The sequence below is a fragment of the Nocardioides deserti genome (genome assembly GCF_014266025.1).
Taxonomy (GTDB): Bacteria; Actinomycetota; Actinomycetes; order Propionibacteriales; family Nocardioidaceae; genus Nocardioides; species Nocardioides deserti.
On record NZ_JACMYC010000005.1, the window covers coordinates 227,890 to 243,715 of the forward strand.

Here is a 15,826-nt window from a genome sequence, read left to right on the forward strand (position 1 = left end):
GAGGACGACATGAGGACGTACGACGCGGTGGTGGTCGGCGCCGGCCAGGCCGGCCTCTCCGCGTCGTACCACCTGCGCCGCCTCGGCCTCGACCACGTCGTCCTCGACGCCGACCGCGCGCCCGGCGGTGCCTGGCAGCACCGCTGGGACTCGCTGACCATGCACGACGTCCACGGCGTCGCCGCGCTCCCCGACGCCGACCCGCCGGCCGACCAGCACGCCCGGGGCCAGGGCCGGGCCAACGTCGTCGTGCCGGCGTACTTCGCCGACTACGAGCGGACCCACGACCTCCCCGTCGTCCGCCCGGTCGAGGTCGGCCGCGTCGAGGACGGGCCGGACGGCCTGCTCGTCGTGCACGCCGGCGACAGCAGCTGGACCACCCGCACGCTGGTCAACGCGACCGGCACCTGGCGGCGGCCGTTCGTGCCCCACTACCCCGGGGTCGAGTCGTTCCGGGGCGAGCAGTGGCACACCGTCGCCTTCCCCGGCTCCGAGCACTTCCGGGGCCGGCGTGTCGTGGTCGTGGGCGGCGGCGCGTCGGCCGTCCAGCACCTCGGCGAGCTGGCGCTCGTCGCCGACACGCTGTGGGTCACCCGTCGCCCGCCGGTGTGGCGCACCGACGACTTCACCCCCGACCGGGGTCGGGAGGCGGTCGCGCTGGTCGAGGAGCGGGTACGCCGCGGGCTTCCGCCCGCCAGCGTGGTCGGCGTGACCGGGCTGGCCCTGCGGCCGCAGGAGCAGGAGGCGGCCCGGCTCGGAGCCTACGACCGGCACCCGATGTTCACCGCGGTCGAGCCCGGCGGCGTGCGGATGCCCGACGGCTCGCTCGAGCGGGCCGACGCGATCCTCTGGGCGACCGGGTTCCGGCCCGCCGTCACCCACCTGGCGCCGCTGCGGCTGCGCTCGGACCTGGGCGGCATCCAGCTCGACGGCACGACCGCCGTGGCCGACCCGCGGGTGCAGCTGGTCGGCTACGGCCCCTCGGCCAGCACCATCGGCGCGAACCGGGCCGGGCGGACGGCGGCGACGGCCGTACGGCGCTACCTCTCCGGCGCGTCCGCCACCCGCAGCAGGGCCGCCAGCTCCTGACGCCCCGGCAGGTCCGCCGGCTCGACGACCCGCCCGCTGCGCACGAAGTAGAACGCCGCCCGGACCCGATCGACCGGGAGGTCGTGGAGCTCGGCCCACGCCTGGCGGTAGATCGCCAGCTGGAGCGGGTCGGCCTCCCCCGAGCGACCGGTCTTCCAGTCGACGACGAGGTAGCCCTCCCCGTCCTCGGTGTCCTCGCGGTAGACCGCGTCGATCCGGCCCCGGACCACCTGGCCGTCGACCACCAGCGCGAACGACGGCTCGACCGCGTGCGGGACGCGCTCGGCGAACGGGCCCTCCTCGAAGAGCGCGATCAGCGCCTGGAGGTCGGCGTCGTCGTCGATGTCGACGTCCGCGCGGCCCGGCAGCTCGTCGGGGTCCAGCAGCAGCTGCTGGCCGAACCGCGCCTCGACCCACGCGTGGAACCGGGTGCCGAAGCGGGCCGCCGACGACGGCTTCCGCGGCATCGGCCGGGCCAGGTCGCGCGCGAGCTCGTCGGGGTCGTCGCGCAGCCGGGCCAACGAGGTCGCCGACAGGCTGCTCGGCAGCTCCACCTCGACGTGCGGCGACCGGTCGCGCCGGGCCTCGTCGAGCAGCCGGGCGATCTCCTCGTCCCACTGTCGGACCCGCTCGAGCTCGAGGACGTCCTCGATCCCGTCCTCGATGCCGCCGGCCAGCTCGGCGTCGGTGACCGGGTCGGCATCGCGCACCCGCCGGGCGGCCTCGATGCGCCGCTCGACCTCGGCGGTGCGGTGCGAGATCGGCCAGGGCAGGTCGGGCGAGCGGTCGGCGTACGGGCTCTCCTCGCCCTTGACCGCACAGTCGGCCCAGCGGTCCGGCTCGGCGCCCCAGGCCGCCATCGCGTCCCGCGTCGCGCAGAGGTACGCCGAGGGGCCGAGGCCGCTCTTCAGGTGCGGCGCGAAGCGCCAGGCCGAGACCCAGAGGGAGTGCCGGGCGCGGGTCCACGCGACATACCCCAGCCGCAGCTCCTCGAGCGCCTCGTGCTCCTTGACCGCCCCCGCCAGGGCCTTGATGTCCTCAGGTGAGTGGCCCGCCAGCTGGGGCAGGTCCCGGGCGTCGCCGCGCAGCGCGGTCGGCATGACGAACGGGACGGTCAGCCAGCTCGACCGGGTGCGGTTGGTCGGGAACTTCCGCTCGGTCACGCCGACGAGGAAGACCGCGTCCCACTCCAGGCCCTTGGCCCGGTGGACGGTCAGCAGCTTGACCGAGTCGGCCTCCGACGGGGTCGCGACGTCGAGCCCCTGGCCGAACTCGTCCTCGGCCTCCAGCCACGCCAGCAGCGCCGGCAGCGTCACCTGGCCGTCGACGGCCTGGAACTCCGCGACCGCCTGGACGAACAGGTCGAGGTTGTCGCGTCGGGCGGCCGCCGCGGGGCTGACCGAGGAGGCCAGCTCGACGTCGATGCCGGTGGTGTCGACGATGCGCCGGACCAGGTCGAGGATCGGCTCCCCGACCGCCTGGCGCAGCCGCCGCAGCTCGGCGGCCAGCAGCGCGAACCGCTCACGCGCCTCGGGTGAGTACGCCAGGTCGCCCGGGTCCTCCAGCGCGTCGCACAGCGAGGCGATCTCGGTCGGGTCGGCCCCCTCGACGGCGGCGGCCAGCTGGGCACGAACGTCGGCGAAGGCGGTCGACCCTGAGGTGTCGCCGGCCAGCTCCCGCGCCCGCCGGCCGAGCAGCGCGAGGTCGCGCGGGCCGATCGCCCAGCGCGGCCCGGCTAGCAGCGTGAGCAGCGCGGCGTTGGCGGTGACGTCCTGGACCAGCGTCAGTGTCGCGACGACCTCGGAGACCTCCGGCAGCCGCAGCAAGCCCTTGAGGCCGACGATCTCCACCGGGATCTCCCGCTCGCTCAGCGCGTCGAAGACGGCCGCGGCGTGCGCGTTGTCGCGGGTGAGCACGCCGATCTCGCGCCAGCACGGGCCGTCCTTGGTCGCCGAGAGCGCCGCGTGGGTCTCCAGCACCCGGTCGCCGAGCCAGGCCAGCTCGTCGTCCCAGGTCTCGTGCACGACCGCGCGCACCTCGCCCGGCGAGGCGTCCGGCGCGGCCTCGAGGGGCCGCAGGTCCGGCCGGCTGGCGTACAGCTCGGCGGCCAGGTGGTTGGCGGTGGCCAGGATCCGCTCGTCCGAGCGCCGGTTGACCGTGAGCGGGTACGTCGTGCCCGGCGCGCCGTCGGCGGCCGGGAACTCGCGGGTGAACTCGAGGATGTTCGACACCGACGCCCCGCGCCAGCCGTAGATCGCCTGGTTGGGGTCGCCGACAGCCATCACCGGGTGGCCCAGGCCGGAGTCCGGGTCGGGACCGGAGAAGAGCCGGCGCAGCATCAGAGCCTGGGCCACCGAGGTGTCCTGGTACTCGTCGAGCAGCACGACCTTGAACTTCGACCGCTCCGCCTCGCCGACCTCCGGGCACTGCTCGGCCAGCCGAGCGGCGAGCGCGATCTGGTCGGAGAAGTCCATCAGCCCGTGGTGCCGCTTGAGGGCGCGGTAGGCCTCGACCAGGCCGAGCAGCTCGGCCCGCTTGTCGATCGCCGCGACCGCCTTCTCGTTGAGCGCGCGGTAGGTCTTGCGGTGCTCGGTGGCCATGCCCTCGAGCAGCAGCGGGCGCAGCCGCTCGTCGTGGGCGCGGACCTCGGCGGGGCCGACGAGGTGCTCGCTCATCTCGCCGTCGAGGGAGAGGAGGTACTGCACGACGTGGCGCGGGGAGTCGGTCAGCTGCTCGACCGGCGTGGCGTACCGCTGCACCGCACGCGCGGCGAGCTGGTAGCGGCTGGCGTCGGCGATCAGCCGGGTGTCGGGCTCGTGGCCGATGCGCAGGCCGTGCTCGGAGAGCAACGCGGAGGCGTAGGAGTGGTACGTCGCGACCGTCGGCTCCTCGACCTCCTGCTCCTCGCCGTCCGGGCCGGGTGCGCGGGTGCCGCGCTCGGGCAGGAGCCCCGCCTGGCGCAGGCTGTCGCGGATCCGGGTCTGGAGCTCCGCGGTCGCCTTGGTGGTGAAGGTGAGGCCGAGGATCTCGCCGGGGGCGACCCGGCCGGTCGCGACCAGCCAGACCACGCGGGCGGCCATCACGGTCGTCTTGCCCGAGCCGGCGCCCGCGATGACGACCGCCGGCTCCAGGGGCGCGGTGACCGCGGCGAACTGCTGCTCGCTGAACGTCCACCGCACGCCCATGAGGTCGCGCAGCTGCTCGGGCGTCGTGATGTCCGGCGCGCCGGTGGCGGGGGTCCGGTCGGGCATGGTCGAGGTCACGAGAGCACCGTCCCTGAGGCCTTGGTGGGGCAGATCGCGGTGAAGGCGCAGCGGTCGCAGTGCCCGCCGGGGCGGGCGACGAACTCCTCGGCCCGGAGCGCAGCCGCCGCGGCGGCGAGCTGCTCCTCGACGAGGCGCGGACCGTCGCCGTCGGCCGGCGGCTGGTGCTGCACCTTGGGCAGCTCCTCCCCCAGCCGGAGCTGGACGAGCTCGGCGCCGCCGGAGGTGCCGGGGCCCTCCACGCCGGCCGCCCGGAGGTGCTCGTCGGCCGCACCGGCGTCGACGGCGAGCTGGTAGAGCCCGAGCTGGGAGTGCCGCTGCACCTCCGGCCCGGTCGGGGCGTACTTGCCCGTCTTGAGGTCGACCACGACGACGCGGCCGTCCTCGTCGAGCTCGAGCCGGTCGGCGTACCCGTGCAGCCGGACGACCTGGCCGTCCGGCAGGGTCACCTCGGCCCGGATCTTGGGCTCGACCGCCAGCACCGTGCGGGCTCCCGGCCGCCGGTGCCAGGTGAGGAAGCGCTCGAGCGCGGCGGCGACCGCCTCGCGCTCACGGGCGCGGGACCAGGGGGTGCGGAACTCCATCCGTCCCCACACCTCGTCGACCAGCGGCATCAGGTCGCGCTCGACGTCGACGTCCTCGGCCGCGACCCCGAGGGAGCCGTTGGCGAGCCGCTCCGCGACCGCGTGGACGACCTTGCCGAAGCCCTGGCCGCTGGAGCTGACGACCTCGCCGCCGGCCTCGCGCTGGAGGAACCACTGCGCGGGGCAGGTCAGCAGGCCGTCGAGCGCGCTAGCCGAGAGCGTCAGTGGCTCCTCGGCCGGGCGCACCGGGCGCTCGGACCTGCTCGGCGCGCGCAGCCCCCACCAGGTCGCGGGCTCCGCCTGCGGGGCGACGGGGCGACCGTGGACGTCGAGCTCGGAGAGCAGCCGCAGCCGGCGGGCGGCGGCCCGGCGGAGGACCTCGGGCTCACCCGGGTCGGCGACGGTGCGGCGCAGCTCCGAGACCAGGCCCGCCATCGACAGCGGGCGCCGCGGGCGGCCGACCCGGTGGACCGGCTCGCGGCCGAGCTCGGTGAGGAAGCGCGAGGGCTGCTCGCCCTCGTCGTCGGGCGACTTGACCGCGGTGACGACCAGGCGCTGCTTGGCCCGGGTGGCCGCGACGTAGAACAGCCGCCGCTCCTCGGCGAGCATCGCGCCGCGGGTCAGCGGCGGCAGCAGGCCGTCGGTGCCGATCCGGTCGGCCTGGAGCAGGGAGTCGCGGCGGCGGAGGTCGGGCCAGGCGCCCTCCTGCACATGGGCGACGACGACCAGCCGCCACTCCAGGCCCTTGGAACGGTGCGCCGTGAGCAGCCGGACAGCTTCCCCGCGCACGCCGCGGTCGGCGAGGGTGTCGGCCGGGATCTCCTGGGCGCGCAGCGTCTCGAGGAAGCTGCGGACGCTGCGGTGCCCCTGCTGCTCCTCGGTGCGCGCGGCCACCTCGAAGAGCGCGCACAGCGCGTCGAGGTCACGGTGGGCCAGGCGAGCGGCCTGCCCGCCCGCGGCCGTCGCGTGCCGCAGGCGGCGACCCCAGTCGGTGCCGTCCCACAGCAGCCAGAGCACCTCCTCCGCGGTGGCGCCCTCTGCCAGCGCCTGCCGGGCCCGGGTGAGCAGGTCCGCCAGGCGCAGCGCCCGGCGGGCCGGCTCGCCGTCGAGGCCGGCGAGCGCGGCGGGGTCGAGCACCGCGCGACGGACCAGCTCGCGCGCCGGGGTGCCGGGCGAGGCGGCGCGCAGCGCGCGGGTCAGCGCCCGCACGTCGGTCGCGTCCAGGCCGCCCAGCGGCGAGGTCAGCAGCGCCTCGGCCCGGTCAGCGCCGACGAAGTCCTCGTCGGCCGGGTCCTCGACCTCCGCGTCGACCACCACGCCGAGCGCGCCGAGCAGCGGCAGCACCGCGGGTTCGCGCACCAGCGGTGTCTCGTCGGCGGCGACCTCGACGGGCACGCCGGCCGCGGCGAGCGAGCGCCGCAGGCCCGGGATCGAGGCCCGGCCGGAGCGCACCAGCACCGCCATCTCCGACCACGGGACGCCGTCCTCGAGGTGGGCGCGGCGCAGCAGGTCGGCGGTGTGCTCGGTCTCGGCGCGGTGGGTGTCGAAGGTGAGCACCTCGACGCTGCCCGGGCCGTGGGCGTTGTCGGCCGGGACCGGGTTGCGGAACGCGGTGTACTGCTCGAGCGGGATGGAGCCGGTGACGCCGATCGACGCGGCGATCGTGCGCGAGGCGCGCAGCAGCCGCGACCCGAACCGGCGGGTCGTGCCGAGCGCGACCACCGGCGCCGGCTCGCCCTCCCGGGTGGTGAACTCGCGAGGGAAGTCGAGGATCCCGCGCACGTCGGCCCCGCGGAACCCGTAGATCGACTGGTCCGGGTCGCCGACGACGGTCAGGTCGCGCCCGTCGCCGGCGATGGCCCGCAGCAGCGCGACCTGGCTGGGGTCGGTGTCCTGGTACTCGTCGACGAAGACGTGCCGCACCTGCGACCGCAGCTCCTCGCGGTGCACCTGCGCCTCGATGACGGCCCGCGCGACCAGGTCGGGGTAGTCGATCGCGGACTGGTCGCCCAGGACGTCGAGGTACTGCTCGAGGAACAGCCCGGCCGCCTCCAGCTCCGGCACGCCCTCGGCCCGGCCCAGCGCCGCCAGGTCGGCCGGGTCCAGGCCGCGCTCGCGGGCCCGGGCCAGCACCGCGTGCACCTCGCGCGCGAAGCCGCGCGTGCCGACGGCGGCACGCAGGTGGTCGGGCCAGCGCACGGACTCCGGCGCGTCGGTGAGCAGCTCCTGCAGCACCACGTCCTGCTCGGGGGCCGACAGCAGGCGCAGGGGCGCGGCGTACAGCTCGGCCGGCGCGTAGCGCCGCACCAGCGCGTAGGCGAAGGAGTGGAACGTCGAGGACAAGCCGGTCGCCATCGTGCGGCCCAGCCGCGCGGTCACCCGGTCGCGCAGCTGCTCGGCGGCCTTGCGGGAGAAGGTCAGCGCCAGCACCTGGTCGGGCCGCGCGCCCTCCTCGATCCGGCGCACGATCGCCTCGACCAGCGTCGTCGTCTTGCCCGTGCCCGGCCCGGCGAGCACGAGCAGCGGCCCCCCGGCGTGGTCGACGACGCGCTGCTGGTGCTCGTCGAGGGTCGGGACGGCACCGGCCACCGGACGGCGCGCGAGGCGGTACGTCGTACCGGGGGTCCTCACGGCTGGTGCGGCGGCGGTGGCGGTCATGGACCCATCACAACATCGCGCACCGACAGTGCGTGGCAGACCTGCCAGGATGGCGGCCGTGAGCACGCGCACCGTCGCCATCCTGGCCTTCGACGACATGGAGGTCCTCGACTTCGCGGGCCCCTACGAGGTCTTCAACGTCGCCGGCGAGCTCGGCGAGGGCCGGCCGTTCGAGGTCGTCACCGTCGGCCTGACCGGCGAGCCCGCGATCGGCCGCGGCGGCTTCACCGTCCTGCCCGACCACCGGCTCGCCGACTGCCCGCCGGTCGACGTGCTCGTGGTCCCCGGCGGCGCCGGCACGCGGGCGCTCGTGGACCACGAGGAGCTGCTCACCTTCCTGCGCGAGCGGTACGACGCCGTCGAGCTGCTCATGTCGGTGTGCACCGGTTCGATGCTGCTCGCGCGGGCGGGCCTGCTCGCGGGGCTGCCGGCGACCACCCACCACACGGCGTACGACGAGCTGGCCGCCCTCGACCCGAGCGTGGTCGTCGAGCGCGGCCCGCGGTTCGTCCACAGCGCCGAGCGTCTGTGGACGTCGGCCGGCGTCTCGGCCGGCGTCGACCTCGCGCTGGAGGTCGTCGAGCGGCTGGCCGGCTCGGCCGCCCGCGAGGTCACCGTGGCCGAGATGGAGTGGCTCTGGCCGTAGCCGCCTCGGCGGCCGGGCCGGGCCGCCCGGGCAGCCCGGCGTACCACCCGGCGAGCCGGCCCTCGTGGCTCACCTGCCGCAGCCGCTCCTCGATGTCGGCGACGTGGGTGCGGGCGGTGGCGACCAGCGCGTGGTCGCCGACGCGCAGCGCGGTCGCCGGCGTGGGCACGAAGAGCTGCCCCTCGCGCAGCAGCAGGGTGACGACGGCGCCCGGCGGCAGCCGCAGCTCGGCCACCTCCACGCCGGCGAGCCGGGACTCGGGCGCGACCGTGAACTGCAGCAGCGTCGCGTCGATCTCCTCCAGCGGCGCGGACTCGATGGCGACCGCGCGGGGGTTCTCCGCGGCGGCCGCGCCGGTGCGGCGCGCGACCCACGGCAGCGTCGGCCCCTGGACCAGCGTGAAGACGACGACGAGCAGGAAGACGACGTCGAAGATCCGCTCCGCCCCGGGCAGCCCGACGCTCATCGGGATGGTGGCGAGCACGATCGGCACGGCGCCGCGCAGGCCGGCCCAGCTGATGAAGACCTGGTCGCGCCAGGGCACCCGGAACGGCAGCAGGCAGGTCAGCACCGAGACCGGGCGCGCGACCAGCGTCAGCGACGCCCCCACGACGAGGGCCCACGGCAGCGCCTCGAGCAGGCGGCCCGGGCTCGCGAGCAGGCCGAGCAGGACGAAGAGGCCGATCTGGGCGAGCCAGGCCATGCCCTCGACGAAGCCCTCGGTGGTGCTGCGGTGCGGCAGGTCGGCGTTGCCCAGCACCAGCCCGGCGACGTAGATCGCCATGATCGGGCTCGCGCCGACCAGGCCGGAGACGGCGAAGGCGAGGAAGGCGATCGCGAGCGTCGCGAGCGGGTAGAGGCCGCTGGCCGGCAGCGCGCTGCGGCGCAGCAGCCACACCCCGGCCAGCGCGACCGCGGCGCCGGCGACGAGCCCGACGACGAGCTGGTAGCCGATCTGCCCGGCGATGCTCAGCGCCCCCGACCCCGCCCAGGCGTCGCTGGTGACCACCGTGACCAGCACGATCACCGGTGGGTCGTTGAACCCCGACTCCGCCTCGAGGAGCGACCGCAGCCGCCCTCGCACCGGCATCGCGCGCAGCACCGAGAAGACCGCGGCCGCGTCGGTCGAGGACGCGACGGCGCCCAGCACGATCGCGGTGCGCAGGTCGACGTCGAGGACGAGCAGCACGAGCCCGGTCGTCACGGCCACGCTCACGAAGACGCCGGCCGTGGCGAGCACCGCCGCCATCGGCGCCACCGGCCGCACCGTCGCCCAGCGGGTCGTGAACCCGCCGTCGGCCAGGATCACCGCGAGCGCGAGGTTGCCGAGCACCTGGGTCAGCTCGGCGTCCTCGAACCGCAGCCCCAGCCCCGACTCCCCCAGCGCCAGGCCGATGCCGAGGTAGAGCAGCAGGCTCGGCAGCCCGGCCCGGGAGGCCAGCCGCACCGCCGCGGCGGCGGCGAGGACGACGAGCGCGGCGACCAGCACGACGGTGTCCAGGTCGGCCGCCTCGAAGCGGCCGTCGAACCCCCCGAGGTCAGCCAGTCCCACGCGCGTGCCCCCGCCCCAGCACGGCGTCCACCTCCACCAGCTCGACCTCCGCAGGCAGCGCGGAGGACAGGCCGTCGACCTCGTCGAACAGCAGGTCCGCGTCCCGCTCGGCGACGGCGGCGACCACGAGCCGCTCCGCACGCGCCTCGGCGACGGCGACCGGGTCGTCGTACGCCGTCCCCGGCGCGGGCGCGACCAGCTCGGTGCGCAGCTCGGCCAGGACCCGCACGTCGGCCCCGTCGCGCGTCGTCGCGTGCGTCAGCAGCGGCAGCACGACCTCGCCGGTCGGCCAGTCGCGCACCTCCTCCAGGCCCGGCACGTGCGGCACGGGGCCGCAGTCGCCCACACGGACGACGCGTCCCCGGCGCAGCACGGCGACGCCGCGGCCGGCGCCGGCCCACGCGACCGACGCCCACGCCAGCAGGCCCACCACGGCCAGGGCGAGGACGAGGCCGACAGGGGTGGTCACGCTTCCAGCGTGACCGGTCCGCGGCGCGAACCGCATGGGTGCTGCCACCCATCCTTGGCACCCGTCCTCGGCGGCCGGTCCCGGGCGGCTGGTTCTGGGAGGCTGGCCCCGTGCGCCGGCTCAGCCTCTACTCGAAGGTCGTCCTGACCAACGGCGCGGTGTTCCTCGCCGGGACGCTGGCGCTCGCCCTCACTCCCGCCCGGGTCTCCGAGGACGTGCTGGCCTCCGAGGCGGTCGTGCTCGCCGTCGGGCTGACCGTGATGGTGGTCCTCAACGCCGTCCTCCTGCGCTCGACGCTCCGCCCGGTCGACCGGGTGATCCGCGAGATGGCGACCGTCGACCTCGTGCGGCCCGAGCGCCGCCTCGACCAGCCGCCCGCCGGGCCGGGCGCCGCGCTCGTCACCGGCTGGAACGCGCTCCTCGACCGGCTCGAGGCCGAGCGCGCCGCCGGCGCGGCGAAGGCGCTGGCGGCCCAGGAGGCCGAGCGGCACCGGATCGCCCAGGACCTCCACGACGAGGTCGGGCAGAGCCTCACCGTCGTCCTGCTCGGGCTGAAGCGCGCCGAGGACCGCGTGCCGCCCGAGCTGACCGAGGTCGCCGAGGACCTCGCGCTCGTGCGCGAGAGCGCCCGCGCCGGCCTCGACGACGTACGCCGCGTGGCGCGCCGGCTGCGGCCCGGCGTCCTGGAGGACCTCGGCCTGCTGAGCGCGCTCGCCGCGCTGGCCAACGACTTCACCGCGCTCGGCCGCGGGCACCTGACCCGCACCACCAGCCCCGGTCTGCCGCCGCTGTCGCCGGAGGCCGAGCTGGTGGTCTACCGCGTCGCGCAGGAGGCGCTGACCAACGTCGCCCGGCACGCCGGCGCGACCGAGGTCGGGCTGTCGCTGACCCGCGTCGGCGATGCCGTGGCGCTGGAGGTCCGCGACGACGGCCACGGGCGGCCCTTCCCGACGGCCGGGTCCGGGGTGCTCGGCATGCGCGAGCGGGCCGTGCTCGTCGGCGGGACGCTCACCATCGACAGCACGCCCGGCCAGGGCACGACCGTCCGGCTGGCGGTGCCGGTGTGAGCGGCGCTGCCCGGACCACCCGGGCCACTCGGGCCACTCGGGCCACTCGGATCCTGCTCGCCGACGACCACACGCTGGTGCGCCGCGGCGTACGCCTCATCCTCGACGCCGAGCCCGACCTCGAGGTCGTCGCCGAGGCCGGCGACGGCGCCGAGGCGGTCGCGGCGCTGCGGGAGACCGAGGTCGACCTCGTGGTGCTCGACATCGCGATGCCGCGGATGACCGGCCTCCAGGCGGCCCGCGAGATCAGCCGTCGCCCGCACCCGCCCAAGATGCTGATGCTGTCGATGCACGACAACGAGCAGTACTTCTTCGAGGCGCTCAAGGCCGGCGCCAGCGGCTACGTCCTGAAGTCGGTCGCCGACGAGGACCTCGTCGGCGCGTGCCGGGCCGCGGTGCGCGGCGAGGCGTTCGTCTACCCCGGCGCGATGGGCACGCTGGTGCGCGACTACCTGGAGCGGCTGCGGCGCGGCGAGCGCGTGCCCGAGACCGTGCTCACCGCCCGCGAGGACCAGGTGCTCAAGCTCGTCGCCGAGGGCGCCTCCACCCGCGAGATCGCACGCCTGCTGACGATCAGCCCCAAGACCGTCGAGCGGCACCGCGCGAACATCCTCGCCAAGCTCGGCATGAACGACCGCACCCAGCTCACCCGCTACGCCATCCGCGCCGGGCTCGTCGAGCCGTGATCCCGGCTGGGGGCGGCCGGCCGTCGGGGTAGTAACGGTCACGAACGTCCGTCCGGGACTCCTGACGGACGTTTCCGTCCGTTACTACCCCGGGCTCCGGTCAGCGGCCGCCGCCCACCCGCAGCGTCGTGCCGGTGACGTACGACGCCTCGTCGGACATCAACCAGCCGACCGCGTCCGCGACCTCCCGCGGGTCGCCGGCCCGGCCGAGCGGCACGGTCGGGCCGACCCGGGCGAGCCGTCCGGGCTCACCGGCGTCGGCGTGGATGGTGGTGTCGACGATCCCGGGCGCCACGGCGACGACCCGCACCCCGTCGCGGGCCACCTCCTGCGCCAGCCCGAGGGTCATCGCGTCGACGCCGGCCTTCGCGGCGGCGTACTGGACGTACTCCCCCGGCGACCCGGTCGTCGCCGCCACCGAGGAGATCGTCACGAGCACCCCGCCGGAGCCGCCCCGGCTGGTCGACAGCGCGCGGACGGCCGCGCGGGCGACGTACAGCGCGGAGGTGAGGTTGAGCTCGACGGTCCGCGCGACCACCTCGACCGGGGTGTCGGCGAGCGGACCGACGTGCAGGGTGGCGCCGGCGTTCGACACCACGCCGGTCAGCGGACCGGCCGCCGCGAACAGCCGCTCGACCTCGCCCGGGTCGACCACGTCGGCGCGCACCAGGTCGCACGCGGCGCCGAGCCCCTCGACCTCGGCGCGGGTGCGGGTCGCGGCCTCCTCGTCGGACCGGTAGGCCAGCACCAGGTCGTGCCCGTCGCGCGCCAGCCGCCGCGCGACCGCCGCGCCGATGCCGCGCGTGCCGCCCGTGACCAGGGTGCGGGGCCGGTCGGCCCGGGTGTCGTCCACGTCGTCCACGTCGTCCACGTCGTCCACGAGCAGCATCCTCGCGCGCCGGACGCCGCTGCGGAACTCCCGTGTCGCGCCGGTCGTTGACCGGTCATGACGACCGCGGGCGAGGTGTACGTCGTGGCCCTCGAGGCCCACGAGCGGCGTCGGCTGCGTCGTGCCGTGGTGTCGGCCTGGGCGCTGGCGAGCGCCGCGACGCTCGGATACCTCGACGGCCCCTCGGTGGGCCAGTGCGTCGTGCGCCGCCGCTCGGACGGCACCAAGGCGTTCCGGGTCGAGGCCGGGGCCGCCGAGGAGGCCGCGCTCACCCTGCAGGCGCTCGAGGAGCAGCTCGCCGGGTGCCCGGTCGAGGAGTTCGAGGAGCGCTGGGGCATCGCCGGGCCGTGAGGTCCGTCGGGGCCCCGATGAACCTGTCGGGTACCCGATGAAGTTCCATCGGGGCACCGTCAAGTCCATCGGCCACCCGATGAACCTGACGGCCCGCCGCAGCGATCCCGCCCGGCAGCCCGATCAGCCGATCGGCCGCAGCACCCCGCTGGACTCGCGCAGGCCGTCGGCGTCGAGGGTCATCGTGCCGATGGTGAACGGTTCGGGGCGCACGCGCACCACCTTCGGGATGCCGCTCGGCCGCGTCTGCCACAGCCGCGACCCGTCGGGGGCGTCGGCCCAGGTGACGTCGAAGTCGCGCAGCTGCAGCTCGAGCCGGTCGGCGTGGACGTCGGCGCGGAGGTAGTTGGTCAGGCCGTACTGGAACATCCCGCCGTGCGTCACCTGCACCACCCCGTCGCGGGTGGCGGCGGAGACGTCGTGGACCTCGCCGGCGAGGTAGAGGTCGACGCCGTACTCACGGAACGTCCGCCACAGCGCCGACCGGTGCCCGCCCTCCACCGTCAGGCCGCTCGAGCCGCGGGACCGCGGCACCGCGAGGACGGGCGCGTGGCCCTGGACGACGACCCACGGGACGCCGTCGCGCCGGGCGCGCTCGAGGACGCCGCGCAGCCAGGCCAGCTGGGCCCGGTCGACCTGGACCCGCGCCCGGCGGGTGGTGATGTCGAGGACGTCGAGCGTGACCAGCTGGAGCTCGGGCACCGGCCGGACGGCGTACGCGAGCATCTCGTGCCGCGAACCGCGCGGGCGGTCCTTCCACCGCGGCGAGCCGTCGGGCCGCCGGGCGAACCACCGCGCCCACGCCTGCTCGAACGCCGGCACCAGCGCGCGGTCGCGCTTGCGCCACGGGTTGTCGCCGAGCTCGTGGTCGCCGATGGCGGGCAGCACGGACAGCCCTCGGGAGCGGAACCGCTGCAACCACTGCGGGTAGTACGTCGCCGCCGCCCGCCGGATCGCCTGCTTGCGCTCGCGGTGCGTGGCGACCGGGCCGAAGACCCGCGCGCCGGTCTTGTCGGTCTGCCAGTGCCCCTCGACCAGGTCGCCGGCGACCAGCACCGACCCCGGCCGCTCCGCCTCGAACGCGTCGAGGACGCGGTCAAGCGCCGTGCGGTAGGCCTCGTTGGTGGAGTTCTCCGACCGGCTCGGGCTCCACGAGGTGGGCCCGCGGCGCAGGTCGCCGACGTCGGCGTTGAGGAAGTCCGGGCTGGAGAGGAAGCGGTACGCCGCCCGCTCGGTGCGGCCGCCGAGCGAGGACAGCCCCGTCGTCACCGCGCCGGCCCGCCCCGCCGTCGCCTCGACCGCGACCTGCTCGCCGGAGGCGGCCGTCACGACCAGCGGGACGCTCAGCCGGAGGTCGCGCGGCTGGACCAGGCAGCGCAGCCCGTCGCCGTCGGCGCTGATGCTCGAGCGCTCGTGGATGACCGAGCTGGGCGTGCAGCCCGCCGGCAGCGACGTGAACCGCGCACCCCTCGCGCTCAGCTCCACGACCGCGGTGTCGGACCCGCCGTCGACCTCCAGCACGGCGGCCACCGGGTCACCGACCCGGACCGACGGCGCTGCTTCCGCCCACTGGATGCCGACCGAGGCCGGGTCGGCGTGGCTCGGCCCGCCGACCGCGAGGGTCGACGAGGCGACCAGGGCGAGGGCGGCAGCGAGCAGGCGGCGGCGACGCACAGGACCTCCAGGAAGCACGGACGAGGGGGCTCCCGGCGGGTCCCGCACCGGGGCCCGTCGCCGCTGAGCGGCACCATCCTGGCCCAGGGACCGCTCTCACCGGGGCGGAACGGACCGACGTGACCGATTCCACGCCTGCGTCCGGTGGAGCGGGTCAGGCGTCGGCGGGACGCTCGTTGTAGCCCTCGGCGACCTCCTGGCCGCTCAGCCGCTGGACGGCGGCCATCACCTCGTCGGTGAGGAGCCGCCGCGCGCGCCCGAGGGGTACGCCGTCGTACCGCCCGCGCGGGTCGATCGGCTCGCCGAACGCCACGTCCACGTGGGCCAGCCGGGGCAGGCGGGCGCCGACCGGCTGCAGGCGCTCGGTGCCGCGCAGCCCCACCGGCACGACCGGGGCGCCGGCGGTCAGCGCGAGGTGGGCGACGCCGGTGCGGCCCCGGTGGAGCCGGCCGTCGCGGGAGCGTGTGCCCTCGGGGTAGATCCCGAACGCCTCGCCCCGGGCCAGGACGTCCAGCGCGGTGTCGAGGCTGGCCATCGCGGCGCGGGTGTCGTCCCGGTCGACCGGCAGCATCCCGAGCCCCTCGAACCACGCACGCTGCAACCGACCGCGCACGCCCGTGCCGGTGAAGTAGTCGGACTTCGCGAGGAAGACCACCTTCCGCGGCACGACGACCGGGATCACGACCGAGTCGGCGAAGCTGAGGTGGTTGCTGGCGAGGATCACCGGCCCGGTCGGCGGCACGTGGTGCAGCCCCGTGACGGTCGGCCGCCACACGGCGCGTGCCAGGGGCGGCACGACCGAGGCGAGGACGCCGTACACCGACGGTGCGCTGGGCATGTCCGCCAGCATGCTGGTTACCCACGGGTCCGCCGTATCGGCGCCGGGCGGCTGAGCACG

General features: G+C 76.0%; 12 protein-coding genes. 5 read left to right on the plus strand and 7 right to left on the minus strand.

Annotation, left to right across the window (positions count from 1 at the left end):
* Positions 1-9 precede the first annotated feature (9 nt).
* On the plus strand, positions 10-1,089 hold the full coding sequence (locus H7344_RS11190; protein WP_186346098.1) for an NAD(P)-binding domain-containing protein: 1,080 nt from the start codon (positions 10-12) through the stop codon (positions 1,087-1,089).
* Here H7344_RS11190 and H7344_RS11195 read toward each other — a convergent pair.
* On the minus strand, positions 1,041-4,352 hold the full coding sequence (locus H7344_RS11195; RefSeq protein WP_229707149.1) for an ATP-dependent DNA helicase: 3,312 nt from the start codon (positions 4,350-4,352) through the stop codon (positions 1,041-1,043). The two genes, H7344_RS11190 and H7344_RS11195, sit on opposite strands and share 49 nt — an antisense overlap.
* Positions 4,349-7,594 (minus strand): ATP-dependent helicase, encoded by a 3,246-nt coding sequence (locus H7344_RS11200; RefSeq protein WP_186346099.1) that lies wholly within the window; start codon positions 7,592-7,594, stop codon positions 4,349-4,351. The genes H7344_RS11195 and H7344_RS11200 overlap by 4 nt, the downstream gene beginning before the upstream one ends.
* A gap of 49 nt (positions 7,595-7,643) precedes the next feature.
* On the opposite strand from H7344_RS11200, the gene H7344_RS11205 reads away from it, so the two are divergent.
* Positions 7,644-8,240: a DJ-1/PfpI family protein gene (locus H7344_RS11205; RefSeq protein ID WP_186346100.1), complete on the plus strand. Its 597-nt coding sequence runs from the start codon at positions 7,644-7,646 to the stop codon at positions 8,238-8,240.
* On the opposite strand, the gene H7344_RS11210 is transcribed toward H7344_RS11205, so the two are convergent.
* Positions 8,206-9,792 carry a potassium/proton antiporter gene (locus H7344_RS11210; protein ID WP_229707151.1) on the minus strand — a complete coding sequence of 529 codons (1,587 nt, stop codon included), beginning with the start codon at positions 9,790-9,792 and terminating at the stop codon, positions 8,206-8,208. The two genes, H7344_RS11205 and H7344_RS11210, sit on opposite strands and share 35 nt — an antisense overlap.
* Positions 9,779-10,261 (minus strand): hypothetical protein, encoded by a 483-nt coding sequence (locus H7344_RS11215; protein WP_186346101.1) that lies wholly within the window; start codon positions 10,259-10,261, stop codon positions 9,779-9,781. The genes H7344_RS11210 and H7344_RS11215 overlap by 14 nt, the downstream gene beginning before the upstream one ends.
* A 110-nt stretch (positions 10,262-10,371) precedes the next feature.
* On the opposite strand from H7344_RS11215, the gene H7344_RS11220 reads away from it, so the two are divergent.
* Both H7344_RS11220 and H7344_RS11225 read left to right on the plus strand, forming a co-directional pair.
* The gene (locus H7344_RS11220; protein WP_186346102.1) at positions 10,372-11,328 is read left to right on the plus strand and encodes a sensor histidine kinase; all 957 of its coding nucleotides are present in this window, start codon (positions 10,372-10,374) and stop codon (positions 11,326-11,328) included.
* Positions 11,325-12,014, plus strand: coding sequence for a response regulator (locus H7344_RS11225; RefSeq protein ID WP_186346103.1), 690 nt, complete (start codon positions 11,325-11,327; stop codon positions 12,012-12,014). Before H7344_RS11220 ends, H7344_RS11225 begins: the two co-directional genes overlap by 4 nt.
* Positions 12,015-12,114: 100 nt before the next feature.
* Here the strand turns inward: H7344_RS11225 and H7344_RS11230 are convergent, their stop codons facing one another.
* Positions 12,115-12,894, minus strand: coding sequence for an SDR family NAD(P)-dependent oxidoreductase (locus tag H7344_RS11230; protein ID WP_229707152.1), 780 nt, complete (start codon positions 12,892-12,894; stop codon positions 12,115-12,117).
* A gap of 66 nt (positions 12,895-12,960) precedes the next feature.
* On the opposite strand from H7344_RS11230, the gene H7344_RS11235 reads away from it, so the two are divergent.
* Positions 12,961-13,254, plus strand: coding sequence for a hypothetical protein (locus H7344_RS11235; RefSeq protein ID WP_186346105.1), 294 nt, complete (start codon positions 12,961-12,963; stop codon positions 13,252-13,254).
* 123 nt (positions 13,255-13,377) lie between these two features.
* On the opposite strand, the gene H7344_RS11240 is transcribed toward H7344_RS11235, so the two are convergent.
* Together H7344_RS11240 and H7344_RS11245 are read right to left on the minus strand one after the other, a co-directional pair.
* Positions 13,378-14,928, minus strand: a complete 1,551-nt coding sequence (locus tag H7344_RS11240) for a metallophosphoesterase family protein (protein WP_186346106.1) — start codon at positions 14,926-14,928, stop codon at positions 13,378-13,380.
* A gap of 154 nt (positions 14,929-15,082) precedes the next feature.
* Positions 15,083-15,766: a lysophospholipid acyltransferase family protein gene (locus tag H7344_RS11245; RefSeq protein ID WP_186346107.1), complete on the minus strand. Its 684-nt coding sequence runs from the start codon at positions 15,764-15,766 to the stop codon at positions 15,083-15,085.
* Positions 15,767-15,826: the final 60 nt, after the last annotated feature.